A 26,628-nucleotide genomic window follows, 5' to 3' on the forward strand; every position below is an offset into this window, starting at 1 on the left:
TCTAGATCGACAACCCGCCCGCCACAATCGAACTGCGATACCCCGTCGTCGGGTCACCCACATGGGTCACTTGGGTGATCGACCAGCGCCCTTGCATATAGGACGGCCAGCTCTCATCCAGCAGCAGCAACCCTTCAGCGGCGAGCAGCGGATTGCCTGGACAATCGATCTGTAATTTCAAACCTTCACGGCCCACGCGCCGCAGTTCGCCTTCGGCCACAGCGCGGGCTTCGGCTTCGTTCTGGCAGCGTTGGCGCAAGGTTTTGAACGGCGCAATGCCGACTTGCACGACGTGCTGTTTGCCCCCGGCGGCATCCCACCAGGTCACACGGCACCCCATGTACTTAGAGCGCGATTGTTCGTCGAGCTTGGCTGTGATGAACGCTTGGTCACCGGGCCGGTTGTCCTGGGTCACGGATAACGTCACATCCGGCAGAGGCTGGCCGGAAAGGGAGTGAACCTTGCCGGCTTCCGCCAATACATACAGTTCGTTGATCGGTTTTGTGATGGCGCTATAGCGATTGGCCAGGCGCGTGATAAACGCCATGTCGCTTTCGTTGGATTGATCGATATGGGGAATCGGAATGCCTTCCAGCGCCGGTGCCACCCGGGGTGAATAGCCATGCCGGCTGACTAACTGACGAAACAGCGCGCCCAGGGTGGTAGGCCCGTAACTGGCGGAGCGACGCTGCCGGTAATGGCTGGGGTCCGCGGCACTGAAAGGTGCGGCTGTGGCGACGATCATCAAGCGCATCGGAAACAGCACCGGGGTTCGCTGCGTGATGACGAATTCGCCCTTCTCCACCAGGCCCGACTCCTGATAGCCGACCCGCATGCCGATCTTGCCGCTCAAGCTCGGCAACCCTTCCAGGCCCTCGGTATTGAGCGTGAGTTCCAGTCGGTCGGTCTGGATACCGGCGGCATCGGTATGGCTCCAGTGCATCAACCGTTGGTTAAGCAATGCCGCATTGGCACCGTAGAACTCAACGACCGGGGTGAATCCCTGTGTCATATGGCCTCCTCAATCCCAGGCCGAAATCGGCCGCAAAGCCGCTGGCCGGGCGTGCAACTCCGGCACCACCACCCACACGCCCGCCGGCAATACCGGCCCGTGCTCGGCCAGTTCGGGGTTCAGGCGCCAGAGGGTTTCTTCAGCAGCGTCGTCACAGCGCCCCAACTCGCGGTACAGCAGCAGGTTGACTGAATCCCCGGCAATACTTCGCACTCTACGCATTGACGAACTCCTCCAATTCAAGGCTCCAGGACATGACCATGGCGGTGCCGTCGTCGATCACATGGCTTTGGTTTTCCACCACGGCGTTGATGCGCCACAGCCCCCAGTTCCGGCCGATCCCGTCGACCAGCGGCAGCGGTGCCCGCGCATTCTGCAAGGCGCGTAACTCGTCCAGGCGCTGCATACCTACGGCGTACATTGCCGTGCCGCCGAACGTGAGTTTCTCCAGAGCCTGACCGCTCTGACGGGACTGCGGCTTGCTGGCAATGATTTCCAGGTTGCTCCAGCCCCCGTAACTGCTGTGGGTGAGCGTGGCGTAGGCAAAACCTCGCGAGAGGCCAAAGATAAAATCGCCCAATACCATCTGTTGTCGCATCAATCACCTCCGGGGTCGGCCAATGCCGCGTTGCGTCGAATACCGAGGGAATCGGTCACCATGGGCATGCATTGGAATTGCAGGGCCTGGAGCACTTGGTTGACCACTTGCTGGGCATCGGCGGGGTTGACGCCAGTGATCTGGATGCTCGGCGAGATCGTGACCTGGATGTTGTCGGTGCGAGCACTGTTGAGTTCCTTGCTCAAGGCATTCGGCGCGGGCAAGCGATCACTTGAACTGAACAGTTTGTCACCGAGCCAACTGCCCGCTTCGCTGCCCAGCAAGCCACCGATTGCACCACCGACGGCGGTACCGATACCGGGAAAAACCAGCGTGCCAAGTGCAGCCCCGGCCGATGCGCCAGCCCAGGCGCCACCGGCGGTGCTCAGGCCACTGCCAACGGCTTTTGCATCGCCCTGGCGCACGCCTTGCACGACGGCCATCGCGGTGTCGACGTACTTCAGCGGGCCCAGCCTGCGCACGACGGATGATTCCAGTCGGGTCGCGGCGCCAGCCAGGCTCGAAGGGGCCGCTGTGCGTGGAGCAATCGTCGAGGCATTGAACCCCAGGCGCGGACCTTCGAAGACCTTGCTTACCTTCTCGAAGAGGCTGCGCACCGTGGCGAACAAACTCAAAGAGGTTCGGGGGGGACTGCGCCTTGACTTCATGAACGTAGGCTTGCCTGGCCCTCTCTTCCCAGATGACTTGTTGGGCCCATAACGCTTACGCCCCCGCAGCGCCTCGCTGACACCCGCGCAGCAAGCGTCACCGCCCTTGCCGGCCCCCTTAAACACCGCGCCGATGCGGGGGATCTTGCCCAAGGTCGCTTCAAGCACCTTGTCTGAAACCTTGGTTCTGAACGAATCCGCCAAGCCTTCAACGGCCCACTTGAGCAATTGAGTGGCGGAGGATTCGGCAGGCTTTGTTTCTTCCGGCGTTTTCTTCGTCTCACTGGTCGCGGGGCTCAGGGCCGGGGCGGTCAGGGCAGCGCCGGTGATGAACAACGTCGTGTTGAGCGTCTCCAGCGTCTCGCGCAACCGTACCTGCTCCAGGGTCAACGCATTCAGGTCCACGCTGACGGTAACCAGCGCCGAGCTGAGCGTCGATTGCGGTGATGGAGCCTCGCGTTCAGGCGCGGCCAAGCTTGCAGAGAACGGTGCGAGCACACTGCCCAGATCCGCGTCACCGAGCATCCAGCGGTTGTCTTGCACCGCGAGCCGGGTCGCATATTGAGTCTCTTGCATCTCGCTTTACTCCTGTTTAACCCCAAGGCGAGTGATCGCAATGTCGTAGCGGCGCAGTGCTTTTGCGGCGTCCCAGTCGAGAATTTCCGCTTCGTTTACCGAGTAAACCAGCGGCACCACATCGAGGATCACGTCGATGTCGCGTTCCGAAAGAAGTCCGCCGGTTGATTTAAAAAATCGTCGATGCGCTCCTGCAATTCTGTCCAGTCCGGCACGGTCAACCCCGCGAGATCCGGGATCATCAAGCCGGTGCAATGGGCAGTGATGAACTCGGCGCGTTCTTTGTTGGTGGCGAGTTTTTTCATCACTTTGGTGGCGCGCAGGGCGGGCATTTCCAGGGGCAGTTCATTCAGGGTTCGGCCGGCTGCGTCCAGGGGCAATAGCAGTTGGATGGGCAGGTCGTGGGACGACTGCTGAGGTTCGTTGAGAAAGAATGAAGCAGGTCGCGTCGACATCTCGTGTACGTACTGAGCGATAGACACGTAGTCCGGGCGCTTGAGCTGGTCGAGTTCTTTTTCCGACAGGCCGGTGGCGAGTTTCGCCAGTTCAAAGAACTGATCGTCCTCGTCGTCACCGGCCCGGGCCAGCGCGTCTTTTTGCGCGGCGTAGTACAGCGGTTTGAGTTGCACCTGCTCGATCGTCGCGCCGGTGTCGGCGGTGATTGCAGACAGCAACCTATGCAGCGGTGGCATCCAGGCCATGGGGCAATTCCTTGTTCAAGCAAGGGGCGAGCGCACCCGCCCCCAGGGGTTTAAGGCATCAGCACAGCGCGGCGCGCATCGCCCAGGATGTCGACGCCGTTGAGCACGAATTTTTGGGTGCGCACATCGATGTCGATCACCGGGATGCCGTTTTCCAGTCGGTTGTAGGTGCGGCAGGACAACTCCAGCGTGGTGAGCGCCTTGTCGCCCATCTTCAGCTTCGCTTCATCCAGGGATTTGAGCTTGCCGCCGACGGTGTGGTAGGTGAAATACGTCTTGCCGTCCTGGTCCTGACCGGCTTCACGTACGTTGAGCAGGATGTCGTCACCCATGCGCACGCCCAGCGCCAGCATGATTTCAGGACCGGCACCCTGGAGGACCAGCGTGGCATTGAGCACCTTGCCGCTCTTGGCCATTTCCTCGGCGATAAAGCGCCCACCGGACATGGGTTCCATGTCGAACTCGATCTTCGGCGGGGTGAACTCTTCCACGGTCGCGGACAACGGCAGGCCTTGGAGGGTGGCCGCAATGGCCTGTCTGACTCGGTTGGTAAACATTAGAGAACGTCCTCCAGGAACTGCTCGATGATTTCATCGCGGGCGTTGAGTTGATAAATCATGTGTTCGTTGGGCGCGTAGCGGCCATAGTCGATGACGATGAACCAGGTGCCGTTTTTGTACTTCTCGACACTGTTCAACTCCGGGTGCAGGTACACGCTGGCGCCGGGAATGGTTTCGTCGGCGACCAGGGTTTGCAGCCAGTCGTTGATGCGCTTGACCTCCTGATCCATGAAGGACTTGGTGAGGTTCTTGGCCATGGCTTTCTGGCCGGCCTTGACCAGTTTGCGGCTGATGGCATCTTCCAGGCCGACATAGCTGATGAATTTGCCGGTGATGGAACGGTTACCCAGCAACGAAAAGCCGCCGAGGATGGTGCGCGCGTAGTAGCTCACGCCATAACGGTTGAGCAGGTCGCCTTCGGTGGAGGTGTCGAGGATGTTGTACTCGACCACGCGGGAAACGTCCTCGGCGAATGTCACCTGATTACCCGGGCTCTCCCACTGCTTGACCTTGGCCAGCGCGGCGATCGCCAGAGACGACGGCGACAGAAACACGTTTTTCTTCGCCGCCTTGGAGTACACCGACGGCATGTTGTGCACCAGCAGGCAGCGGTCGAAACCCAGGTCGGCGCCGCCCAGTTCGCCGCTATAGGCCACTTGGTCGGCGACGCTGGCATCTTTGCCGTCGAGCACGACACGCGCCTTGATGCGCTTGCCGAACGAGGCAAACTCGCCGGCCACGGCCTTGGTGCCAGTGAAGCCGGGGGCGCCGATGATGGTCAGGTCTTCAGGCACGCTGGCGAGTGCGGCCAGGCCCAGTTTGCGGCCGGTGACCGGGTCGTTACCGCCGATCACATTGTTGAGCGTATCGGCCGCAGTGGCGCCCTCTTCGACGATCACCACATAGACCGGCACCTTCACCACTTTGAGAATCTGGTAGACGGCGTGGAACAACGTGCCCGACTCGGCACCGGTGGTGTCCAGCAGCGCCTGGGTGCTGAAGCTATTGATGCGAAACGGCGCATTTTTTGGAATCGACGCATGGGCGTTCGGCGCGGTGCCGACCAGACCGATGACGTTATCACCCAGGCCACCCATGGCCTCGGGGGATTCGGTGGCATTGACGGTAATACCGTTGTGCTCGAAGTTCAGAACCTCAGCCATGGTTATTCAGCCTTCTTGGGGGTGGAGTTAAGGACGCTGGTCAGTTCCAGACGGCCAGCGGTGCGCAGGGCGGATGCTTCGATGTCCAGCAGTTCCAGTTCCTGGCCAACGGTGGACCAATGGCCGCCTCCGGTAGGGAATGGGATGAGGACGGTGTAGGTTTGGCGGGTAGGCATAGGTGGGTTTCTCCGGGTTGAGAACGCCAAAGCCCCTTGAGGAGGGGCTTTGGGGAGGCGAAAAAAAACCGCTTTCGCGGTGAGGTTATTTGAGAAAGGACGGTTTAGATGGCCACTCGACCGCGTCCGGGTCGCTGCCTTGGTCCGGGATATCGCGAAGCCCTTGGCGATAAGCCAAGAAGACGGGGCGGTCTTGATCTGCAATGGGATAATCAGGCATCGCGGCATAGTCGCTGGCCGCCAAATCGGCATCCCGAGCCTTACGGATTATGGTCCACTTAATTAGTGGGTGAATTTCCGCCAACGAGAATTTTGGTTTCATCAATGATCCCCTTATCCCAAAGCCAACATTGTTCCCCAGTCAACTGGGTGATTAACGACACCTGTGCAGGCACCAGCAAGCATAACTTCGATCAACCCTGAATTGGAGATCCGCATCGGATGAACATGCATGTAGTGGGAAAAGAAGCCCGCGGGATCCATCCCTAAAGAACACCAGCGCCACTTACCTTTCTCGTTTCCGGTAGTCCAAGTCCCGTCAACAGCTCCCTCTACGACTCGCACAAAAGCAGCGGCAGTCATGTGTGTATTGAGAGAAACGGGCGTTGCTCCGCTTAGTCTCCCAGTATCGATGGAGCAAGGAAACGCCAACCAAGGACTGACACTTCCCTCCGACCATTTCATCTGCCAGACATTAATCGGATTTCGCCAATATTCAGCGGCCCAAATATCGAAGCCTGGGAACTGCTCGCTGACATCCGCCTGAACCTGACGCATGAAATCCACGTCAGCTTGTGAGCGTCCAGCCGACTGAGATAACTGAGTAATTGTCCGAGTTTTTGTCGCTGTTACTTGCGAATGAACATACCACCCATCTATTAGGGCGCCCGTGGTATCAGGTGCCATATGGAAGTTTCTAGTAACTGCCAATCGTGGAATTTTGCGTGTCAAGCCCGAAATCTGAGATTCGTATTTTTCTCTAGCATCGGCAAGGGCCTTATCAATTTCACCCAATTTATTCTCAACTGTATTTGTCAATCTATTTGCCGCACTTACAACTGCGACTAGCTGCTGTTCAGTACTCATATTTGGAACTCCATATTTTTTCCTTCCCTAGATACTTCACATCAACGCATTAGACGCCTCTTAATATCCCAAGCCGACATCGATGCTAAGTCGTTTTAGCCTCGAGCGCCATAACGCGGAATACGACATTCAAACCACGCGTCATATTGTCAATGCAGGCTGCGGAAAGTGAAGCCAACTCTTCTGAGAGAAGAATGTTGAGACTTTCAGCGCCCACCACAATCACCACGCTATCCCCCGGTAACGGCGAAACATCCAGCGTAAACTTCTGCAGCACTCGAGCCGCCGCCGCTTTATACGTCAGCAACTTGCCTGCGACGGAATACACCGCCAACAGCGTCCCACTGGCGAGATAAAAGCCAAACTCGCCAATTTCATATTCCCCGTCGCCGTCAAACAGCGCGGCCATCCTGAGTTGGTGATTGCCCAGGTCTTCGTAATCCACGATGGCGACCCGTTGGCGTTCGTCGCGCAAGGCCACTTCGCTGCCGTCCGGGTTGTAGCGGCCGGTGCCGGCGCCAATGTGGGTGATTTCACCTTTCAAACCCTGGTTCTTTGCCTGCAGCACTTCATCCAATCCCTTGGCGGTGAAGCGCACCAGGCGCGTAATGTCATCTGTCATGGCTGCGCCCTGAGGTCGTAGTCGTTAATGGTGTAGTGCAGGACTGCGCCGGTTTGGGTAAGCCGGGCGCCCAGCACTGTTTCGGGTAGAGCGCCCCGCAGGGAAAACTCACTGTCACTCAACGGCGGGTCGAGCGCGCTGCTGATCGAAAGGCCGCCCAAGGTCTCGTGGACAATGGTGATGGTGGCCTGATCACGCTCGCTCTGGGCCGCGTTGATACGCCGAATCAGCCGGTTGTGGTCACCGCTGGACCAACTGCGCCCCACAATTGCCTGCACGTCAAAGGTGTACGGCACGCCGAGCGGCCGCTGCTGATACCAGGCGCTGATATTGGGCGTAAAACCCAAAGACTCCACCGCATGGTTCAACGCCTTGGGCGTGCCCGCCTGACGCTGGATCTGCCAGGAAAGCCCCACGGTCAGGCGTTTTTCCGTTTCGCTGGCTTGGGTATTCCATTCGCTGACACCCCGGTCGGCGGCCAGGTACGGCAGAAATTCGACGGGGGTTTGCAGCGGGTTCATCAGCGCGGGAAACGGCGGTACGACGCGGTCCAGCAGGGTGCCGAAGCCCAGGTCCAGGGCTTTCTCCAGTGCTGAGCTATTGGCCGGCAACAGGCTCGCTTTGCTTTCACTCATAGCGTGCGCACCTCCACCTCGACACCGGTGCAATAAGGGGCCTGGAAGGCTGTGGTGATGATCGGTTCCAGAGGTTCGAGAATCTGCAACTGCGCCGCGCCCGCACTGTGAATGGCGTAGTCGATCCAACTGGGGTCGACGCGTCCTTCGAGGCGATGGCAGGAGTCGGCGTAGGTTTGCAGCAGGCGTTGAGCCGCCACTTGGGTCAACCCGGAATCCGGCCCGGCGTTGATCTTGGCCACGACGCGGATTTTGTACGGCAGGATCTGCGCACTCTGCACGCTGACCAGATCGGTTTCCGGCCTTACATCCGGCCGTGCGAAATGTCGTCGCACGCCGTCAAGCAATTCGGAGGATGCGCTGCCGTCGCCCTCCCTGGACAGTACCGTGACCATGACTTCGCCTGGAGCGGTGCGCCGCGCATTGCCATCCTTGACTTGGGCCGCGTAGCCGTCCGGGTCGAAGGTGTAGCTGACCGTAACCACGCCGGGAGTGGCGCTCTGCACCTTGACCGACGGCCGTTCACCCAGGGTGAAGACCTCGCGTCGATACTGCATCCGCGAGCCTGCCGCCGGTGCATGGGGTGCCAGGTAGTAGCGCAGACGGGCATCGTCGTCGCTTTCCAGAATGGGTGGTATCGGCGGGAATGCGGCCGGGTCGCCAGGGTCGAGGACTTGGCGTTCCAGCCCCATGTCGGCAAGGCGTGCATCCAAGTTGCTGCCGGTTGCCCACCACGCCAGCATCTGCTTGATACGGGCGTTGTACTTGCGTTCATGGGTTTGCAGGCGTACGCAAAACGCTTCCAGGGCCAGGGTCAATAATTCGCTTTCATTGTCCAGACTGGCCTTGAGTTTGGGCGCGCTTTGCGGCGCACGGGTGGCCACGTAATCGATGACGAACGCCTTGAATTCCGCCAACAATGGCTCGAACGCCTCCACGGCAATAAGCGCCGGCTCCGCCAGTTGGTTCTGGCCGGGGATCAACATGCTCATGTCACGACCTCGAAGGTTTGTTGACGGTTTTTCCAGGTGCCGGCAAAACGCAGCAACAAACCAGCGCCTTGCCGCGTGGCGACGATGACCTCGGGTTGAAAATCCGCGATGCCATTCTGGGTGTTGTAGAACGCGTGCGCGGCATGGCTCTGGGCGAGGATCAGCAGGTCGTCGCCCAGGTTCTGACCAAGCAGCTGCGGGATCATCGAACCGTACAGCGGGCGCTTCTGGCGAGTGCCTATGGGAGTGGTCAGCGCTCGGGTGGCGCGCTGTACGAACTGCAGCCAGTCATCCACGGCTGCCCCGGTGTTTCTATCGATTCCGAGCATGGCAAATCCTTATGCGCTGCTGATCACACGGCCCTGGTGATCCACCACCGGGCCACTTAAATGCACCCCGCCGGCATCCAGCCGCAGGCCGGTAGCCCCCAATTGCAGGGCGATGCTGTCGGCCGTCAGTACCAGGCTGGCGGCGCCGACCTGTGCGACGACCTGCTCCCGTGAGCCCGTGACGGTGGTGGGTCCGTTGCGCCAATTGAACAGGTGAGTGGCATCGTCGTAATCGCTTTGCGTGCCGTCCTGATAAAGGCGACGCGTCAACGTCGCCACACGGGAGACAGGCGGAAACTGACTACTATTGAGGCCGAACAAGGCCACGGACTGCGTCCCCCCTTCTCCACCTGCATAGTTGAGCAGCAGGCATTGCTCGCCCACAGATGGGATGCGGGTTTCCGTCTGCGCACCGGCGCTGGGGTTGAAAAAATGAATGGCCGGGGTGAGCAAATCGCCATGCCGAACCTTGCATGTGTGGCTGGCGGCATCGACGTCCTCACATACGCCAATCCGACAAAAACTGTCGGAACGGCGGTACAGGTCTTCGAGCTGGGCCTCCATTTGCGCCAGGCGCTCGATGATCGGCCCCAGATGCATGCGTAGTAACGCGTCGAACATGGTCTACTCCTGCAGAGCTCGATATTGATCAGGATCGTCGATATTCGAGACTTCCCAGGTGCAGGCAAACATCGGTTTACCCGTAGGATCTTCGAGCAGCGGCGGCCCCAGATAGAGCGTTTGACTGAAGGACACCGTCCAAGTGTCGTAGTCCGTTTCGCTGGAGCCCAGAACGGAGGGTGCTGCCACAATGGCCATGGGCAGGTCGCATTGTTCGGCCGGCAGCCCCCAGCGGTTGTCTAGGGCCAGATCCATCAGTTGGCTGGCCAAGTCGCAGGCGTCAAAGGGCGCCGCACCGCTGGCAACCGTGACTTTGAGAGACACCGACAAGGCATGCGCCTTACGCCCGTCCAGGGCGCGTATTCCGGGGCCGTTACGCTCCACGCCGATCAAAATGCCGCTGGCATCCGTGGCGCCGTTGAAATCCTGGTGATTGCCCACCCGCAGGTGCGGGAACGCCAGCTTGAGCGTTTCTGCGATCGCGATGGGCAGTTGGGAAGGTTTTTCGATAAGTGTCATAGGGTCGCGTCCTTGCAGCAATTACTGCTGATCGGGCCGCGAAGTCGGTGTCTGGTTGACCCCGATACGCTTGGCCGCCCAGCGTTCATAAAGACCGATGGCTACGTCGGCCCCCGCCATGGCGGTGAGGCAGCCGATGGCACCGGCTGTCCAGATCGACATGCCGGCGGCGTAACACAGCATCAGGGCCGAAACCCCGCACACCATGCACGCGCCAGACCTCAAGGCCAGGCGCCGGATCAACGACCAACCGCGGGCGCCCTCCTTGTCGGCACGCCACATTTCGCCGGATACCCCGCCGATCAAGGCCAGTGCAATCACCAGCCAGATAGGCATTTCCGCTAACGCTTGCTGCTCGTTTGTCATGTCACGCCTCCTGGCTGAGCAATGCCGGCTGAATGCCGGTTTTCCGGGTAAATCCATTTATAGGTAGGCATTCCAAAAAGCCCGGTTGCCCGGGCTTTTCAGTAATGCGGTCCTCGAACCTTCGGCGCTACTGGCGCGGTACGGTTCTTTCCTCAATGTTTTTCCGACCACGATCCCTGTCTGCCGGATAACTGCTTCTGGTGCTTTACGCTGCACACCCGGGTCAGTTGCCAACCCTCTGAACCGTTAAGGCCGGTTCATCGCTGCCTGTTTCTTGTAAAGCGGTGTCACTAAAGAGCGTCGGCATCCTTGCCGGTATTGCCTGGCATCCCTGCCATCGCTGTGATGGCGTCCTTGCCGATGTTGCTTGCCTTCCTTGTCATCCTTGGCAGCATCCTTGCCGCCTCCACCAGGCCTTGTTGGCTGGCTTGAGATGAAGAATATGCATGTATGCATATACAGTCAATGCGCAAATGCATTTATTTTCACTCAGGATATGCTCATGTGCATTTTTGGCTTGGTGATTCAAGGGGTTACTGGCTTTTGGCAGGCGAAAAAAAACCCGCTGCTTGGCGGGTTTTGTCCTACTGAATTGGGTTAACGCGCGTACATGCCCCACCAGAACACATGGCCGAGGATACTGATCTGCTCGTCCTGGATTTCCTGGAAACTGTAGTCCTCGTCCGGATGCTCGTCGCGATTGAAGCTGCGCAGACGAATCCCGGATGGCAGGCGATAGAGCTGTTTGACCCGCAATTGGCCATTGTGATTGATGGCATACAGATCGCCATCGACGATATCGCCGATGCCGCTCTTGCCCGCATTGACCCCGACGGTTGCGCCATCGCGCAGCACTGGCAACATGCTGTTGCCGCGCACCGTCACACACTTGGCCTGGTCGAATTGCACACCATTGTGTCGCAAGCTGCGCTTTCCAAAACGCAGGCTGGCTTTCTCGCTTTCCTCGATGACGAATCTTCCTGATCCAGCAGCCAATTCAACCTCGCGCAGAAAGGGGATCGACACCTCATCGTCATTGATAGGGGTGTCGTCGTCCCACAGGCTTATGTCCTTGAGTTCCGAATGCATCGGGTCGCGCCCGCCGTCCCGCGCAGCGCCTACGGCCACGCGCCCGCGCAGTTGGTCGGTGCTCACGCCAAAGTATTCGGCAATGCGGGAGATATGCTTGTCAGACGGATCGACAATCTTGCCGCTGAGGATCCGAGACAGCGTGGACTGAGGCACACCGGTACGCCGGTGAAGCTCCGTTGGGGAGATCCGGTCGCGGTCCAGCAATTCTCTTAATACGATAGAAACGTTGCGTTTTTGCATAACGGCGATAGTGCCGGGTGTTTTGCAGCTTGGCAAATGCTAATTTGCATATTTTATGCACAGGTCGCGCTGTATCAGGGGCAGCGTCTCTGCGTTTTGTACACCGGTTTGCAACCTGCGAAGCGCCGACTTCACATGTTAACCTTGCGGCCATTGCAATAAGCAGGGCCGAGCGCCCCACCTTTGCCCCACTCCTTTCAACGAATTTGCTAACTATCTGATGAGTAAGAACACGTCCGATCTGTCCTCCCACACCCCGATGATGCAGCAGTACTGGCGCTTGAAAAACCAGCACCCTGATCAGTTGATGTTCTACCGCATGGGCGACTTCTACGAGATCTTCTACGAAGACGCGAAGAAGGCTGCCAAGTTGCTGGACATCACGCTGACCGCGCGCGGGCAGTCGGCGGGGCAGTCAATTCCGATGTGTGGGATTCCTTACCACTCCCTCGAAGGCTATCTGGCCAAGCTGGTAAAGCTGGGCGAGTCGGTGGTGATCTGCGAGCAGATCGGCGATCCGGCCACCAGCAAAGGCCCGGTGGAACGTCAGGTGGTGCGCATCATTACGCCGGGTACGGTGAGTGATGAAGCGCTGCTGGATGAGCGTCGCGATAACTTGATCGCGGCGGTGCTGGGGGATGAGCGCTTGTTCGGCCTGGCCGTGCTGGATATCACCAGCGGCAATTTCACAGTCCTGGAGATCAAGGGCTGGGAGAACCTCCTGGCGGAGCTGGAGCGCATTAATCCCGTGGAGTTGCTGATCCCGGACGATTGGCCCAAGGATTTGCCGGCGGAAAAACGGCGTGGGACCAAACGTCGCGCGCCGTGGGATTTCGAGCGTGACTCGGCGCTCAAGAGCCTGTGCCAGCAATTCTCCGTGCAAGACCTTAAAGGCTTCGGTTGCGAAACCCTGACCCTGGCCATCGGCGCCGCCGGTTGCCTGCTCAGCTATGCCAAGGAAACCCAGCGCACCGCCCTGCCGCACTTGCGCAGCCTGCGCCACGAACGCTTGGACGATACCGTGGTGCTCGATGGCGCCAGCCGTCGCAACCTGGAGCTGGACACCAACCTGGCCGGCGGGCGCGACAATACTTTGCAATCGGTGGTCGACCGTTGCCAGACCGCCATGGGCAGCCGCCTGCTGACCCGTTGGCTGAACCGTCCGCTGCGGGATCTGAAGGTGCTACAAGCGCGCCAATCCTCCATCACCTGCCTGCTGGATGGTTACCGCTTTGAAAAGCTGCAGCCGCAGCTCAAGGAAATCGGCGATATCGAGCGCATTCTGGCGCGGATCGGCCTGCGAAATGCGCGCCCGCGCGACCTGGCGCGCCTGCGCGATGCGCTCGGCGCCCTGCCGCAATTGCAAGCAGCCATGACGGAACTGGACGCGCCGCACCTGCAACAACTGGCCGTGACCACCAGCACCTACCCGGAACTGGCGGCGCTGCTGGAAAAAGCCATCATCGATAACCCGCCGGCCATCATCCGTGACGGTGGCGTACTGAAGACCGGTTACGACAGCGAACTGGATGAGTTGCAAGCCCTGAGCGAAAACGCCGGGCAATTCCTTATCGACCTGGAAGCCCGCGAAAAAGCCCGCACTGGCCTGGCCAATCTGAAGGTCGGCTACAACCGCGTGCATGGCTACTTTATCGAGCTGCCCAGCAAACAGGCCGAGCAGGCACCGATCGACTATCAGCGCCGCCAGACGCTTAAAGGTGCCGAACGCTTTATCACCCCGGAGCTTAAGGAGTTCGAAGACAAGGCACTGTCAGCCAAAAGCCGAGCCTTGGCGCGGGAAAAGATGCTGTATGAGGCGCTGCTCGAAGACTTGATCGGCCAACTGGCGCCGCTGCAAGACACGGCTGCAGCGTTGTCGGAACTGGACGTGTTGAGCAACCTGGCCGAACGCGCCCTCAACCTCGACCTCAACTGTCCGCGGTTCGTCAGCGAGCCATGCATGCGCATCGTGCAGGGGCGTCACCCGGTGGTGGAGCAGGTGCTGACCACGCCGTTCGTCGCCAACGATCTGTCGCTGGATGACGATACCCGCATGCTGGTGATCACCGGCCCGAATATGGGCGGTAAATCCACCTACATGCGCCAGACCGCGTTGATCGTGTTGTTGGCGCATATCGGCAGTTTTGTGCCGGCGGCCAGTTGCGAGCTGTCCCTGGTAGACCGGATTTTCACCCGGATCGGCTCCAGCGACGACCTGGCCGGTGGGCGTTCGACCTTTATGGTGGAAATGAGCGAGACCGCCAATATCCTGCATAACGCTACCGAACGCAGCCTGGTGCTGATGGACGAAGTGGGTCGCGGCACCAGCACCTTCGACGGGCTGTCCCTGGCTTGGGCCGCCGCCGAGCGCTTGGCACATTTACGCGCCTACACGCTGTTCGCCACCCACTATTTCGAGCTGACCGTACTGCCGGAAAGCGAGCCGCTGGTGGCCAACGTGCACTTGAACGCGACCGAGCACAACGAGCGTATCGTGTTTCTGCACCATGTATTGCCGGGGCCGGCCAGTCAAAGCTACGGCCTGGCTGTTGCGCAACTGGCCGGTGTGCCGAACGACGTGATCAGCCGCGCCCGCGAACACCTCAGTCGCCTGGAAACCACTGCGTTACCCCACGAAACTGCGGTTGCCAGTCCCGCCAAGACTCAGCGACAAAGTGCCGCGCCACATCAGAGCGATCTCTTCGCCAGCCTGCCCCACCCCGTGCTGGATGAACTGGCCAAGCTGGAGCTGGACGATCTGACGCCGCGTAAAGCACTCGAAATGTTATATGCACTGAAGACTCGGATATAACGCACAGGCCTGCAAACTGGTAGACTCTCGCGCGGTTTGGGATGCTGCTGGCTTTTAGCCTGGCCTGCAGACTATCGCTCCCGAACCTCGCGAGCCCTGCCATTAAGGGTTTCGCTGCCGCCGCCTGAGGAGAAAATTAGAAATGACCTTCGTCGTCACCGACAACTGCATCAAGTGCAAGTACACCGACTGCGTAGAAGTCTGTCCGGTGGACTGCTTTTACGAAGGCCCGAACTTCCTGGTCATCCACCCGGACGAGTGCATTGATTGCGCCCTGTGTGAACCAGAATGCCCGGCCCAAGCGATTTTTTCTGAAGATGAGGTGCCTGCCGGCATGGAAAACTTCATCGCGTTGAATGCTGAGTTGGCCGATATCTGGCCCAACATCACCGAGAAGAAAGACGCTCTGCCTGACGCCGAAGAGTGGGATGGCAAGACCGGCAAAATCGCCGACCTCGAACGCTGATAGCCTCACCGTTCCTCAAAAGGCCCCTTGCGGGCCTTTTTGCATTTCCTGGACCTGCTTTTACTTTTCTACAGGCGAAAAAAGGGGCGGTATGACCCGCCCACATTTCTTCCTTAGTCCCTTTATTCCTTTTCATCATCCTGATGAATCGCATCCCGCGATATTCCTTTAACCATCGTTCCTTGATGGCCGTGTCAATCCGTGGACACAGGGCTGATGTTAGAGAGTTCCAAGGGAAGTTCAACGGGATGCTACATCCACTCCAGCACGCCGACGTAACAGAACACCCCTAAATAATTGTTATGTTTCAATAAGATAGAAAAGTCTTTCGCATTTTTTAGCCACCCAGGGCGAGGAAAAAAACCATTCGCTTACGAAAAAGTAAGCGAATGCTTACATGAGACATTGCGCAAAAGCGTAATCGCCCCCTCCTCGCCTCAATCCTCGCTGACAGTGATCGTCGGCATGGATGGCATGGCCGCTTCCTGCAGCACGATCCGCGCGCCCACATGGCGGGCCAGTTCCTGATAAATCATGGCGATTTGGCTATCAGGCTCAGCCATTACCGTAGGCTTGCCGCCATCAGCCTGTTCGCGGATCAGCATCGACAACGGCAGCGAGGCCAATAGCTCGACGCCATACTGGGTGGCCAGCTTCTCGCCGCCCCCTTCACCAAACAAATGCTCGGCATGACCGCAATTGGAGCAGATATGCACCGCCATGTTTTCCACGACGCCCAGCACCGGAATGTTGACCTTACGGAACATCTCCACGCCTTTTTTCGCGTCCAGCAGCGCCAGATCCTGAGGCGTGGTAACGATCACTGAACCCGCCACCGGCACCTTCTGCGCCAGGGTCAGCTGGATATCACCGGTGCCGGGCGGCATATCGATGACTAGGTAGTCCAGGTCGCCCCAGGCTGTCTGGGTGACCAGTTGCAACAACGCGCCGGAAACCATCGGCCCTCGCCAGACCATTGGCGTGTTGTCATCGGTCAAGAACGCCATGGACATTACTTCCACGCCCAGGGACTCGATAGGCACGAACCACTTCTGATCCTTGACCTTCGGCCGCGTGCCTTCGGCGATGCCGAACATCACGCCTTGGCTCGGGCCGTAGATATCGGCGTCGAGAATGCCCACACGTGCGCCTTCGCGGGCCAGGGCCAGGGCCAGGTTGGCCGCCGTAGTAGACTTGCCCACCCCGCCCTTGCCGGACGCCACTGCCACCACATTCTTGACGTTGGCCAAGCCCGGGATCTGCGCCTGCGCCTTGTGCGCGGCGATGACACATTGAATATCGACCTTGGCCGAACGTACGCCGTCCAAACCTTCTATGGCCATCTGCAGCATCTGTGCCCAGCCGTTCTTGAACAGGCCGGCGGCGTAGCCCAGCTCCAACTGGACCGAGACTTGATCGCCCTGGACCTCGATGGCTCGCACACAGCCGGCGCTCACCGGGTCCTGGTTCAAATAGGGGTCGGTGTACTGGCGAAGAACGGCTTCCACCGCTGCGCGATTCACGGCGCTCATGGGCTACTCCCGAAAAAGACTGACTGAAACAGGCGGCTATCCTAACCGTTCCGGCCACGTAACGGCATGCTTTCGACAGTTTGCAGGATGCTGAAACAACGCCACGGGGTGAAATAAATTTGCCGGCGCTTTATAGTGGCCGACCTCCGTTTCATCAAGTAGCCGAGCCCCATGTCCGAGCCACGCAAGATCCTCGTCACCAGCGCCCTGCCCTATGCCAATGGTTCCATCCATCTTGGCCATATGCTTGAGTACATCCAGACCGATATGTGGGTGCGCTTCCAGAAGCATCGCGGCAATCAATGCATTTATGTCTGCGCGGACGACGCCCACGGTTCGGCCATCATGCTGCGCGCCGAAAAGGAAGGCATCACGCCGGAACAACTGATCGCCAATGTGCAGGCTGAACACAGCGCCGACTTTGCCGATTTCCTGGTGGACTTCGACAACTTCCATTCGACCCACGCCGAAGAAAACCGCGAGCTATCGAGCCAGATCTACCTGCGATTGAAAGAAGCCGGCCACATTGCAACTCGCTCGATCACCCAGTATTTCGACCCGGAAAAGAAAATGTTCCTGGCCGACCGCTTCATCAAGGGCACCTGCCCCAAGTGTGGCACTGAAGACCAGTACGGCGACAACTGCGAAAAATGCGGTGCCACCTACGCCCCCACCGACCTGAAGGATCCCAAGTCGGCGATTTCCGGCGCCACCCCGGTGCTCAAGGACTCCCAGCACTTCTTCTTCAAGCTCCCGGATTTCCAGCAGATGCTGCAAACCTGGACCCGCAGCGGCACTTTGCAGGACGCCGTGGCCAACAAGATCGCCGAATGGCTGGATGCCGGGCTGCAGCAGTGGGACATCTCCCGCGATGCGCCGTACTTCGGCTTCGAGATTCCAGGCGAGCCAGGCAAGTACTTCTATGTGTGGCTGGACGCGCCGATCGGCTACATGGCCAGCTTCAAGAACCTCTGCGACCGCACGCCGGAGCTGGACTTCGACGCGTTCTGGAGCAAGGAGTCCACGGCCGAGCTGTATCACTTCATCGGCAAGGACATCGTCAACTTCCACGCCCTGTTCTGGCCAGCAATGCTTGAAGGCTCGGGCTACCGCAAGCCGACCGGCATCAATGTGCACGGCTACCTGACCGTCAATGGTCAGAAGATGTCCAAGTCCCGTGGCACCTTCATCAAGGCGCGCACCTACCTGGACCACCTGTCGCCGGAATACCTGCGCTACTACTACGCCTCCAAACTTGGCCGTGGTGTCGACGACCTGGACTTGAACCTGGAAGACTTCGTACAGAAGGTCAACTCTGACCTGGTGGGCAAAGTCGTCAACATCGCCAGCCGTTGCGCCGGTTTTATCCACAAGGGCAATGCCGGCGTGATGGTGGCCGAGAATGCCGCACCGGAACTGACCGACGCCTTCCTGGCCGCCGCGCCGAGCATCGCCGATGCTTATGAAGCCCGCGACTTCGCCCGCGCCATGCGTGAGATCATGGGCCTGGCCGACCGCGCCAACGCCTGGATCGCAGATAAAGCCCCATGGTCGCTGAACAAACAGGAAGGCAAAGAAGCTGAGGTGCAGGCGATCTGCGCCACGGGCGTCAACCTGTTCCGCCAGTTGGTGATCTTCCTCAAGCCGGTGCTGCCACTGCTGGCCGCCGATGCCGAGGCGTTCTTGAATGTCGCCCCCCTGACCTGGAACGACCACGCCACCTTGCTCGCCAACCACCCGTTGAACGCGTTCAAGCCGCTGATGACGCGCATCGACCCTGTGAAGGTACAAGCCATGACCGACGCTTCGAAAGAAGACCTGGCCGCCAGCCAGACCGACACCGGCGACGCCGCACCGGCCGGCAATGGCGAACTGGCTAAGGATCCGCTGTCCCCGGAAATCGATTTCGACGCCTTCGCCGCCATCGATCTGCGCGTTGCCCTCATCGTTAAGGCCGAGGCGGTGGAAGGTGCCGACAAACTGTTGCGCCTGACGCTGGATATCGGCGATGAGCGGCGCAATGTGTTCTCCGGGATCAAGAGCGCCTATCCGGACCCGTCCAAACTCGATGGTCGCCTGACCATGATGATCGCCAACCTCAAGCCGCGGAAAATGAAGTTCGGTATTTCCGAAGGCATGGTGATGGCGGCAGGGCCTGGCGGTGAAGAAATCTACCTGCTCAGCCCTGACAGTGGCGCCAAGCCGGGTCAGCGCATCAAGTAAATCTGCACAACAAGCCTTGTCGTTTCGGCGACAGGGCTTTGCAGCTAGCCTCCCTTCTTGCCTGCCGGATAATCAGGCTCTGTTTGTTTAATCAACCGGCATGACAACGATCTCAGCATGAACCTCATTCAACGTATCGACGCGCTGCTGCCGCAGACCCAATGCGGCAAATGCGGGCACCCAGGCTGCAAACCTTACGCCGAAGGAATTGCTCAGGGCGAAGCGATAAACAAGTGCCCGCCCGGTGGTCAGGAGACCATTGCTGGACTCGCGCAATTGCTGAACGTGCCGATGCTGGAACTGGACACCAGCCGAGGAGACGGGCCAGCCCAAATCGCCTTCATCCGCGAGGCCGAGTGCATCGGCTGCACCAAATGTATCCAGGCCTGCCCGGTGGATGCCATTGTCGGCGCCGCCAAGCTGATGCACACGGTGATCATCGACGAGTGCACCGGCTGTGACCTTTGCGTGGCGCCCTGTCCGGTTGATTGCATCGAGATGCGTGCGCCGCTCAGCGTCGTTGCGCTTGTGGGTGGTTTGGCGAGCGATGATAAAGAACGCCTTGAGCGCGAGGTCAAACGCAGTCGCGCCCGTCGCCGCTTCGAACAACGTAACGCGCGCCTGCAGCGCGAAGAAGCACACAAACTCGCCGAACGCCTGGCCCGCCCCAAGCGCTCGGCACCTGTAGAAGTAACGACGATAGACGCAGCACAAGCAGCACGCGATGCGGCAGTGAAGAAGGCCAAGGTCAATGTAACCATGAGCCGTGCCCAACTGCACAAATCCTTGAAAGCCTTTGGGCATCCGCCGACGTTTGAGCAACAATCGCAACTGATTGTCCTCCAGCAGCAGTTCGAGGCGGCGGAGCAGGCCCTGGCAGCGCTGGAGTTCAGTGGCGCTCCGGTAGCCAAACAATCCAACCGCAATTCTGCTGACCTTAAACGCGCGAAGATTCAGCTGGCGATGCGCCGCGCCGAGTTGAAGAAGGCCCAGGACCAACAGGCCGACGCGCAGCAACTGGCGGATGCACAGCACAGACTCGATGAAGCTCAACGCCAGGTGGATAACCATGGTGACTGAGCTGTAACAGGCACGGAACCCGGCCTTGCTGGCCTTTTCGGCGCGGCCATGACACATATTGATGCCCGTCAGGCTTATTCTGCTTGGATTATCGCTCGCAGGGCCTCACACAGGGCTCTCCACTTCGACATCCCGCTGACCGTCTGCAAGGAACATTTCGCCTCATGAATGCTGCAAAACGCCTGGAAATTTTTCGCAGGCTCCACGAAGACAATCCAGAACCCAAGACCGAGCTGGCTTACTCGTCACCGTTCGAGCTGCTGATTGCGGTGATCCTGTCCGCTCAATCCACGGACGTGGGTGTCAATAAGGCCACAGCCAAGTTATTTCCCGTGGCCAATACACCCGAAGCAATCTATGCCCTGGGCGTTGAGGGGCTGTCGGAGTACATCAAGACCATCGGCCTTTACAACAGCAAGGCCAAGAATGTGATCGAGACCTGTCGTTTGCTGATCGAGCGACACGGCAGCGAAGTGCCGCAAACCCGTGAAGCCCTGGAAGCCCTGCCAGGCGTGGGTCGCAAGACCGCCAACGTGGTGCTCAACACCGCCTTTCGACAACTCACCATGGCCGTGGATACGCATATTTTCCGAGTCAGCAACCGCACCGGAATTGCTCGCGGGAAAAACGTGGTGGAGGTAGAAAAGCAACTGATGAAGTTCGTGCCCAAGCCCTACCTGCTTGATTCCCACCACTGGCTTATCCTGCACGGACGCTACGTCTGCCAAGCCCGAAAGCCCCGTTGCGGGAGCTGTCGGATCGAAGATTTGTGTGAATACAAAGACAAGACATCCGACGATTGAGGAATCATTGATTTTCTTCATCTCACGATTGAAAAAATCTTTTTTACCCGCCCGCGGATTATCGTTATAAGGAGCGCCAACGGCAGTCTTAGCCTGGAGTTAACCTTATGAGCACTGGCAAAGAACAATTGGAAATCGAAGACGACCTTGTGGAGTCGGATGACGATGGAACTGATGCACCTGTTGCAGAAGTGGCCAAGACCAATCTGAGCAAACGCCGCACCATCGACAATCTTCTGGAAGAGCGACGCCTGCAAAAGCAATTGGCCGATTACGATTTCGACCTCTGACCAAGCGGTCGATCACCGGAAGCCTCCCTGACGGAGGCTTTTTTCTGCCGGTCACCCTGGCTACGTAGGGTGTTATACCCTCCTCTACACTAGGCCGTTGCGCTGAGCCAGTTCGATCAGGTCAACCAGAGAGCGGGCATTGAGCTTGAGCAGCAAGCGCGTCTTGTAGGTACTGACCGTCTTGTTGCTGAGGAACATACCGTCAGCGATCTCCTTGTTCGTCTTACCACGGGCCAGTTGCTGCAACACCATCATCTCACGCCCCGACAGACGCTCGACCATATCAGCCTCGCTGGCATTACCCATAGTGGAACGCACCGAGTTCAAAGCCTGGTTCGGGAAATAGCTGTAGCCCGACAAAACGGCTTTGATCGCGCTGAGCAGCTCGGTCAGATCCTGTTGTTTGCACACATAGCCAGCAGCTCCGGCTTGCATGCAACGCATTGAAAAATGCCCGGGAGCTTGAGACGTCAGTACCAACACCTTGAACGGCGCAGGTTGTTTGGTTGAGGACAGCCTGCAAATAACTTCCAGTCCGTCAAGTTTGGGAATTCCAATATCCAGTATGACAATATCCGGCATATGTTCCCGTGCAAGTTGCAACGCATCGACACCGTTATCAGTCTCGGCAACGACTTCATAACCATGACGCTCCATTAGCATACGCACAGCAAGACGAATGACAGGATGATCATCCACGATCAGCACTTTATTCATAAGAAAGTCCAATTTCGCTGTTCGAATTATTCAGAGCAAGCACAATAGCCTAGTCGTTTCCTAGTTGGCATAGCGCTCCCCCCCAAGCAACAGCAAGCAGAGACCCAACCCACAACCATAAAGGAATCGCCCTACAAAAAAACACCAAGTCGGATGTTTCCAGTTTTATGCAGCCTTTCAGACCTTTCCGGGCCCATACATAGTTTGAATGAAATTTCCGGAAAATTAGGTACAGGCGGTAACCCCCCCTCACAGCACTTTCAGGAAATACCCCTTGCCACGACGAAGTAGAGACTGACGTAGCGGGAAAAAAATCGTTTGCTTCAGTTCCAATAAACATATTTTTTTACATCCTGAATTCCTACAGACCTTTCCTTAATTACACTCACATAGCATTTATATGAGTGATTTTTCTGTAAGACCAGTTCCCGCTTAATTATAAAATTCTTAGTACTCCTACAAATTACCCACCGCAATCTGTGCAAATAAATTGATCAGTACAATTTTTGGCGCAATTGCTCATAGATTTAAACGCGGATAAACATGTGGTGTTGCTAAAGTAGCCAGGCAAAAAAAAGCCCCTTGAGTAAGGGGCTTTTTTCAAGCGTATCCGCGACTCAGAACAACGAACGGCCTTTATTGGCAGCAATGCGCATACGCAGTGCATTCAACTTGATAAAGCCTGCGGCGTCTGCCTGGTTGTAGGCACCGCCATCTTCTTCGAAGGTGGCGATGTTGGCATCGAACAGCGACTCATCCGACTTGCGACCGGTGACGATCACGTTGCCTTTGTACAGCTTCAAGCGCACCACACCGTTCACGTGAGCCTGGGAAGCATCGATCATCTGTTGCAGCATCAGACGCTCCGGGCTCCACCAGTAGCCGGTGTAGATCAGGCTGGCGTACTTGGGCATCAGCTCGTCTTTGAGGTGAGCCACTTCACGGTCCAGGGTGATGGACTCGATAGCGCGGTGCGCGCGCAGCATGATGGTGCCGCCCGGGGTTTCGTAGCAGCCGCGGGACTTCATGCCCACGTAGCGGTTCTCGACGATATCGAGACGGCCGATACCGTGCTCGCCGCCGATACGGTTCAAGGTGGCCAGTACGGTGGCCGGGGTCATCTCGACGCCGTCCAGCGCCACGATATCGCCGTTACGGTAGGTCAGTTCCAGATACTGCGGGGTATCCGGCGCCTTTTCAGGGGAGACGGTCCAACGCCACATGTCTTCCTCGTGCTCGGTCCAGGTGTCTTCCAACACGCCGCCTTCATAGGAAATGTGCAGCAAGTTGGCATCCATGGAATACGGGGATTTCTTCTTGCCGTGACGCTCAATCGGGATTGCGTGCTTTTCGGCGTAATCCATCAGCTTTTCACGGGACAGCAGGTCCCATTCGCGCCAAGGTGCAATCACCTTGACACCAGGCTTGAGCGCATAGGCACCCAGCTCGAAACGGACCTGGTCGTTGCCCTTGCCGGTCGCGCCATGGGAAATGGCGTCGGCGCCGGTTTCGTTAGCGATTTCGATCAGGCGCTTGGCGATCAGAGGACGTGCGATGGAGGTACCCAGGAGGTACTCGCCTTCATAGACGGTGTTGGCGCGAAACATCGGGAAAACGAAATCGCGGACGAACTCTTCGCGCAGGTCGTCAATGTAGATCTCTTTCACGCCCATGGCTTGCGCCTTGGCACGTGCAGGTTCGACCTCTTCACCCTGACCCAGGTCAGCGGTGAAGGTCACCACTTCACAGTTATAAGTATCCTGCAGCCACTTGAGGATCACCGAAGTGTCCAGGCCGCCGGAATACGCGAGAACGACCTTGTTTACGTCGGCCATGCCATCACTCCACGGGGTTGTACGGAAAGGCGTCGATTCTACCGATCAAAACCGTGAAATTACAGGGGCGCGACAGCAAATGAAGATAAAGCGACAGATTATGTCGAACGGGCGACCAATGGTCGCACCTTAGGAGGTGTGCGCCGGATTGCTGGGTGTCGCGGCCTGGGGCGCCGGTTTCTCGGGGGCCGCCACTCTTTCCAACTGGATATTCACGCGACGGTTACGGGCGCGATTGGCGGCATTGGTGTTGGGCGCCAGAGGGTAGCTTTCACCGTAGAACCGCAGGGTGATCTGGGATTCCGGGATGCCATTGGCCTTGAAGTAATCCATGACCGCCAAGGCGCGCCGACGCGAGATATCGCGATTACTCAGGCGATTGCCGCTGTTGTCCGAGTGGCCGTTCAACTCGATATGGTTGACGGTAGGATCGGCCTTCATGAATGCGAGAATCACCGACAGCTTTTGCTTAGCCGCTGCATCCAGTTCGATACCGCCGCCGGGGAAGCCCACCACGGTCTGCTTGACCTGATCGTAGTTCATTGGCAGCAATTTAGTCGTACACAACTGATAGTCGCTGTAGGCCTTATTGAATTTCACTGGCAGTAAACGGATCTCCGAATACCCACCCTCACGCCCGTAATGCCGCACAGTAGGCGAACGCCCTTCGAGCAAGCCGATGAACAGACGCCCGGCCTGGGCCTGTGAACTATTGAACAGGACGTCGCCGCTCCCGGCGCGCACCGCTCCCAGATTTATGTCACCGCGACCCGGCTGCCACGGAGCGGCAGCCGCCAACAAGGTGGCCGATCCAGCGCCCAGCGATCCGTTGTAGGCTTTCAGGCGGAATGTCGCCTGCTCGCCGGCTCGACGCACGAACTCACCTGAGCCGAAATCAGTAATCGGCTGGGCCAGACGGCACTCGAACTGGTCGCCTTCCACCTTCCACTCAATATTTTCCAGTCGTGTCTGGAACGTGAGTGCCATTGTAGGCAGACTGGCGAACACACTGAGCAGGGCTAGATAATGCTGGCGCACGGGAGGCTCCACTGGTTTCTACAACACTTCAAAGCGTCATACATCGTTAAGGCATACCCAGTGCTATCGGTCGTATCCCGCAAAACTTGATAGCGAGTGCCTGCACGAGTCTTTTCCGGTAGCATTCCCACCAGATTGACCCGCCTGGAATCCCCAATGTCCGACCGCCTGACCCTGCTGCGTCCCGACGACTGGCACATTCATCTTCGCGATGGTGCTGCGTTGCCCCACACCGTGGCCGATGTTGCGCGCACGTTTGGCCGCGCCATCATCATGCCTAACCTGGTACCTCCGGTGCGTAATGCCGCCGAAGCCGACGCCTATCGCCAGCGTATCCTCGCGGTACGGCCGGCCGGCAGCCGCTTCGAACCGCTGATGGTGCTTTACCTGACCGACCGCACCCAGCCGGAAGAAATTCGCCAGGCCAAGGCCAGCGGTTTCGTGCACGCCGCCAAGCTGTACCCCGCCGGCGCCACCACCAACTCCGACTCCGGTGTGACCAGCATCGACAAGATCCTGCCGGCCATCGAAGCCATGGCGGAAGTCGGCATGCCGCTGCTGATCCACGGTGAGGTGACCCGTGGCGACGTCGATGTGTTCGATCGCGAGAAGATCTTCATCGACGAGCACATGCGCCGCGTGGTGGAGTTGTTTCCGACGCTCAAGGTGGTGTTCGAACACATCACTACGGCCGATGCCGTGCAGTTCGTCACCGAGGCCCCGGCCAACGTCGGCGCGACCATCACTGCGCATCATCTGCTGTACAACCGCAACCACATGCTGGTGGGTGGGATTCGCCCGCACTTCTATTGCCTGCCGATCCTCAAGCGCAATACTCACCAAGTGGCGCTTTTGGATGCCGCCACCAGCGGCAATCCGAAGTTTTTCCTCGGCACTGACTCGGCCCCCCATGCCCAGCACGCCAAGGAAGCGGCGTGCGGCTGTGCCGGTTGCTACACCGCGTACGCCGCTATCGAGTTGTATGCCGAAGCATTTGAACAGCGTAACGCGCTGGACAAGCTCGAAGGCTTCGCCAGCCTCAATGGCCCGCGCTTCTACGGCCTGCCGGCCAACACCGATCGCATCACCCTGGTTCGCGACGATTGGACCGCCCCTGCCAGCCTGCCGTTCGGCGAGCTGACTGTCATCCCGCTGCGCGCCGGTGAAACACTGCGCTGGCGCCTGCTGGAGGAAAGCAAGTGAGTGAAGACCATTACGATGACGAACACGAGCACAGTGGTGGCGGTTCCCGCCACCCGATGGCCGAGCGTTTTCGCGGCTATCTGCCGGTTGTCATCGACGTAGAAACTGGTGGGTTCAATTGCGCCACCGACGCGTTGCTGGAAATCGCCGCCACCACCATTGGCATGGATGAGCAGGGTTTTGTGTTCCCGGAGCATACCCACTTCTTCCGCGTCGAACCGTTCGAAGGCGCCAATATCGAAGCCGCCGCATTGGAATTCACCGGGATCAAGCTTGATCACCCGCTGCGCATGGCCGTGAGCGAAGAAGCGGCGCTGACCGATATCTTCCGTGGCGTGCGCAAGGCGTTGAAGGCCAACGGCTGCAAACGCGCGATCCTGGTTGGCCACAACAGCAGCTTCGACCTGGGCTTCCTGAACGCCGCCGTGGCGCGTCTGGACATGAAGCGCAACCCGTTTCACCCGTTCTCCAGCTTCGACACCGCCACCCTCGCCGGCCTGGCCTACGGCCAGACGGTGTTGGCCAAAGCCTGCCAGGCCGCCGGCATCGACTTTGACGGTCGTGAAGCCCACTCGGCGCGTTATGACACCGAAAAGACCGCCGAGCTGTTTTGCGGCATCGTCAATCGTTGGAAGCAGATGGGCGGCTGGGAAGACTTCAACGACTGAGATGG

General features: G+C 58.7%; 31 protein-coding genes. 8 read left to right on the top strand and 23 right to left on the bottom strand.

The genetic code is table 11. The annotated features are described in order from the left end of the window. Window position 1: 1 nt before the first annotated feature. From ABX75_RS05200 to ABX75_RS05280, 19 genes are all read right to left on the bottom strand, one after another. A complete protein-coding gene (locus ABX75_RS05200) occupies window positions 2-1,012 on the bottom strand; it encodes a contractile injection system protein, VgrG/Pvc8 family (protein WP_034096162.1) in 1,011 nt (336 codons plus the stop codon). Window positions 1,013-1,021: 9 nt separating this feature from the next. Continuing rightward, complete coding sequence (locus tag ABX75_RS05205; RefSeq protein ID WP_034096161.1) at window positions 1,022-1,234, bottom strand: tail protein X; 213 nt, start codon at window positions 1,232-1,234, stop codon at window positions 1,022-1,024. After that, window positions 1,227-1,610, bottom strand: a complete 384-nt coding sequence (locus ABX75_RS05210) for a phage tail protein (RefSeq protein WP_034096160.1) — start codon at window positions 1,608-1,610, stop codon at window positions 1,227-1,229. Before ABX75_RS05210 ends, ABX75_RS05205 begins: the two co-directional genes overlap by 8 nt. Next, the gene (locus ABX75_RS05215) at window positions 1,610-2,854 is read right to left on the bottom strand and encodes a hypothetical protein (protein ID WP_034096159.1); all 1,245 of its coding nucleotides are present in this window, start codon (window positions 2,852-2,854) and stop codon (window positions 1,610-1,612) included. The genes ABX75_RS05210 and ABX75_RS05215 overlap by 1 nt, the downstream gene beginning before the upstream one ends. A 6-nt stretch (window positions 2,855-2,860) precedes the next feature. Next, the gene (locus ABX75_RS29615; RefSeq protein WP_010212704.1) at window positions 2,861-2,986 is read right to left on the bottom strand and encodes a hypothetical protein; all 126 of its coding nucleotides are present in this window, start codon (window positions 2,984-2,986) and stop codon (window positions 2,861-2,863) included. Beyond that, window positions 2,983-3,555, bottom strand: a complete 573-nt coding sequence (locus ABX75_RS05225) for a phage tail assembly protein (protein ID WP_034096158.1) — start codon at window positions 3,553-3,555, stop codon at window positions 2,983-2,985. Before ABX75_RS05225 ends, ABX75_RS29615 begins: the two co-directional genes overlap by 4 nt. A 50-nt stretch (window positions 3,556-3,605) precedes the next feature. Beyond that, a complete protein-coding gene (locus tag ABX75_RS05230; protein WP_034096157.1) occupies window positions 3,606-4,112 on the bottom strand; it encodes a phage major tail tube protein in 507 nt (168 codons plus the stop codon). Then, a complete protein-coding gene (locus tag ABX75_RS05235; RefSeq protein WP_034096156.1) occupies window positions 4,112-5,278 on the bottom strand; it encodes a tail protein in 1,167 nt (388 codons plus the stop codon). Before ABX75_RS05235 ends, ABX75_RS05230 begins: the two co-directional genes overlap by 1 nt. Window positions 5,279-5,280: 2 nt before the next feature. Further along, entirely contained in the window at window positions 5,281-5,454 is a 174-nt protein-coding gene (locus ABX75_RS29340; protein WP_169867413.1) for a hypothetical protein, read from the bottom strand. A gap of 85 nt (window positions 5,455-5,539) precedes the next feature. Continuing rightward, a complete protein-coding gene (locus tag ABX75_RS05240) occupies window positions 5,540-5,776 on the bottom strand; it encodes a tail fiber assembly protein (RefSeq protein WP_047881564.1) in 237 nt (78 codons plus the stop codon). Window positions 5,777-5,787: 11 nt separating this feature from the next. Next, on the bottom strand, window positions 5,788-6,540 hold the full coding sequence (locus tag ABX75_RS28275; RefSeq protein ID WP_082136129.1) for a hypothetical protein: 753 nt from the start codon (window positions 6,538-6,540) through the stop codon (window positions 5,788-5,790). An 85-nt stretch (window positions 6,541-6,625) separates the two neighbouring features. Continuing rightward, the gene (locus ABX75_RS05245; protein WP_047881565.1) at window positions 6,626-7,162 is read right to left on the bottom strand and encodes a tail fiber protein; all 537 of its coding nucleotides are present in this window, start codon (window positions 7,160-7,162) and stop codon (window positions 6,626-6,628) included. Then, entirely contained in the window at window positions 7,159-7,797 is a 639-nt protein-coding gene (locus tag ABX75_RS05250; protein ID WP_047881566.1) for a phage tail protein I, read from the bottom strand. The genes ABX75_RS05245 and ABX75_RS05250 overlap by 4 nt, the downstream gene beginning before the upstream one ends. After that, the gene (locus ABX75_RS05255) at window positions 7,794-8,789 is read right to left on the bottom strand and encodes a baseplate J/gp47 family protein (RefSeq protein WP_034096152.1); all 996 of its coding nucleotides are present in this window, start codon (window positions 8,787-8,789) and stop codon (window positions 7,794-7,796) included. The genes ABX75_RS05250 and ABX75_RS05255 overlap by 4 nt, the downstream gene beginning before the upstream one ends. After that, entirely contained in the window at window positions 8,786-9,118 is a 333-nt protein-coding gene (locus tag ABX75_RS05260) for a phage baseplate protein (protein WP_047881567.1), read from the bottom strand. The genes ABX75_RS05255 and ABX75_RS05260 overlap by 4 nt, the downstream gene beginning before the upstream one ends. 9 nt (window positions 9,119-9,127) lie before the next feature. Further along, window positions 9,128-9,739 (bottom strand): phage baseplate assembly protein V, encoded by a 612-nt coding sequence (locus ABX75_RS05265; RefSeq protein ID WP_047881568.1) that lies wholly within the window; start codon window positions 9,737-9,739, stop codon window positions 9,128-9,130. 3 nt (window positions 9,740-9,742) lie between these two features. Next, window positions 9,743-10,258, bottom strand: coding sequence for a hypothetical protein (locus ABX75_RS05270; RefSeq protein WP_047881569.1), 516 nt, complete (start codon window positions 10,256-10,258; stop codon window positions 9,743-9,745). 21 nt (window positions 10,259-10,279) lie between these two features. After that, a complete protein-coding gene (locus ABX75_RS05275; protein WP_034096148.1) occupies window positions 10,280-10,624 on the bottom strand; it encodes a phage holin family protein in 345 nt (114 codons plus the stop codon). A 597-nt stretch (window positions 10,625-11,221) separates the two neighbouring features. Continuing rightward, entirely contained in the window at window positions 11,222-11,956 is a 735-nt protein-coding gene (locus tag ABX75_RS05280) for an XRE family transcriptional regulator (RefSeq protein WP_082136130.1), read from the bottom strand. A 220-nt stretch (window positions 11,957-12,176) separates the two neighbouring features. Here ABX75_RS05280 and mutS point away from each other — a divergent pair, with 220 nt between their 5' ends. Then, window positions 12,177-14,768, top strand: a complete 2,592-nt coding sequence (mutS, locus tag ABX75_RS05285) for a DNA mismatch repair protein MutS (RefSeq protein ID WP_047881571.1) — start codon at window positions 12,177-12,179, stop codon at window positions 14,766-14,768. A gap of 142 nt (window positions 14,769-14,910) precedes the next feature. After that, window positions 14,911-15,234, top strand: coding sequence for a ferredoxin FdxA (fdxA, locus tag ABX75_RS05290; protein ID WP_034096145.1), 324 nt, complete (start codon window positions 14,911-14,913; stop codon window positions 15,232-15,234). Between the two features lie 437 nt (window positions 15,235-15,671). On the opposite strand, the gene apbC is transcribed toward fdxA, so the two are convergent. Continuing rightward, the gene (gene apbC, locus ABX75_RS05295) at window positions 15,672-16,766 is read right to left on the bottom strand and encodes an iron-sulfur cluster carrier protein ApbC (RefSeq protein ID WP_034096144.1); all 1,095 of its coding nucleotides are present in this window, start codon (window positions 16,764-16,766) and stop codon (window positions 15,672-15,674) included. A 171-nt stretch (window positions 16,767-16,937) separates the two neighbouring features. Between apbC and metG the strand changes: the two genes are divergently transcribed. From metG to ABX75_RS05315, 4 genes are all read left to right on the top strand, one after another. Beyond that, complete coding sequence (gene metG / locus ABX75_RS05300; protein ID WP_034096143.1) at window positions 16,938-18,989, top strand: methionine--tRNA ligase; 2,052 nt, start codon at window positions 16,938-16,940, stop codon at window positions 18,987-18,989. A 117-nt stretch (window positions 18,990-19,106) separates the two neighbouring features. Beyond that, on the top strand, window positions 19,107-20,069 hold the full coding sequence (rsxB, locus tag ABX75_RS05305; protein ID WP_047881572.1) for an electron transport complex subunit RsxB: 963 nt from the start codon (window positions 19,107-19,109) through the stop codon (window positions 20,067-20,069). A 164-nt stretch (window positions 20,070-20,233) separates the two neighbouring features. Then, entirely contained in the window at window positions 20,234-20,872 is a 639-nt protein-coding gene (gene nth / locus ABX75_RS05310; protein WP_034096141.1) for an endonuclease III, read from the top strand. 107 nt (window positions 20,873-20,979) lie between these two features. Beyond that, a complete protein-coding gene (locus ABX75_RS05315; protein WP_034096140.1) occupies window positions 20,980-21,162 on the top strand; it encodes a PA3496 family putative envelope integrity protein in 183 nt (60 codons plus the stop codon). A gap of 84 nt (window positions 21,163-21,246) precedes the next feature. Here ABX75_RS05315 and ABX75_RS05320 read toward each other — a convergent pair whose 3' ends face one another. The 3 genes from ABX75_RS05320 to ABX75_RS05330 all read right to left on the bottom strand — a co-directional run bounded on the left by ABX75_RS05320 (window position 21,247) and on the right by ABX75_RS05330 (window position 24,752). Further along, the gene (locus ABX75_RS05320; RefSeq protein ID WP_034096139.1) at window positions 21,247-21,879 is read right to left on the bottom strand and encodes a response regulator transcription factor; all 633 of its coding nucleotides are present in this window, start codon (window positions 21,877-21,879) and stop codon (window positions 21,247-21,249) included. 617 nt (window positions 21,880-22,496) lie between these two features. Continuing rightward, on the bottom strand, window positions 22,497-23,714 hold the full coding sequence (locus ABX75_RS05325; RefSeq protein WP_034096138.1) for an argininosuccinate synthase: 1,218 nt from the start codon (window positions 23,712-23,714) through the stop codon (window positions 22,497-22,499). A gap of 129 nt (window positions 23,715-23,843) precedes the next feature. Continuing rightward, a complete protein-coding gene (locus ABX75_RS05330; protein WP_047881573.1) occupies window positions 23,844-24,752 on the bottom strand; it encodes an OmpA family protein in 909 nt (302 codons plus the stop codon). Between the two features lie 156 nt (window positions 24,753-24,908). On the opposite strand from ABX75_RS05330, the gene pyrC reads away from it, so the two are divergent. Together pyrC and rnt are read left to right on the top strand one after the other, a co-directional pair. Further along, complete coding sequence (pyrC, locus tag ABX75_RS05335) at window positions 24,909-25,955, top strand: dihydroorotase (RefSeq protein WP_034111964.1); 1,047 nt, start codon at window positions 24,909-24,911, stop codon at window positions 25,953-25,955. Beyond that, window positions 25,952-26,623 (top strand): ribonuclease T, encoded by a 672-nt coding sequence (gene rnt, locus ABX75_RS05340; RefSeq protein WP_010564138.1) that lies wholly within the window; start codon window positions 25,952-25,954, stop codon window positions 26,621-26,623. Before pyrC ends, rnt begins: the two co-directional genes overlap by 4 nt. Window positions 26,624-26,628: the final 5 nt, after the last annotated feature.

This window comes from Pseudomonas sp. ARP3, assembly GCF_001029595.1.
Taxonomy (GTDB): Bacteria; Pseudomonadota; Gammaproteobacteria; order Pseudomonadales; family Pseudomonadaceae; genus Aquipseudomonas; species Aquipseudomonas rhodesiae.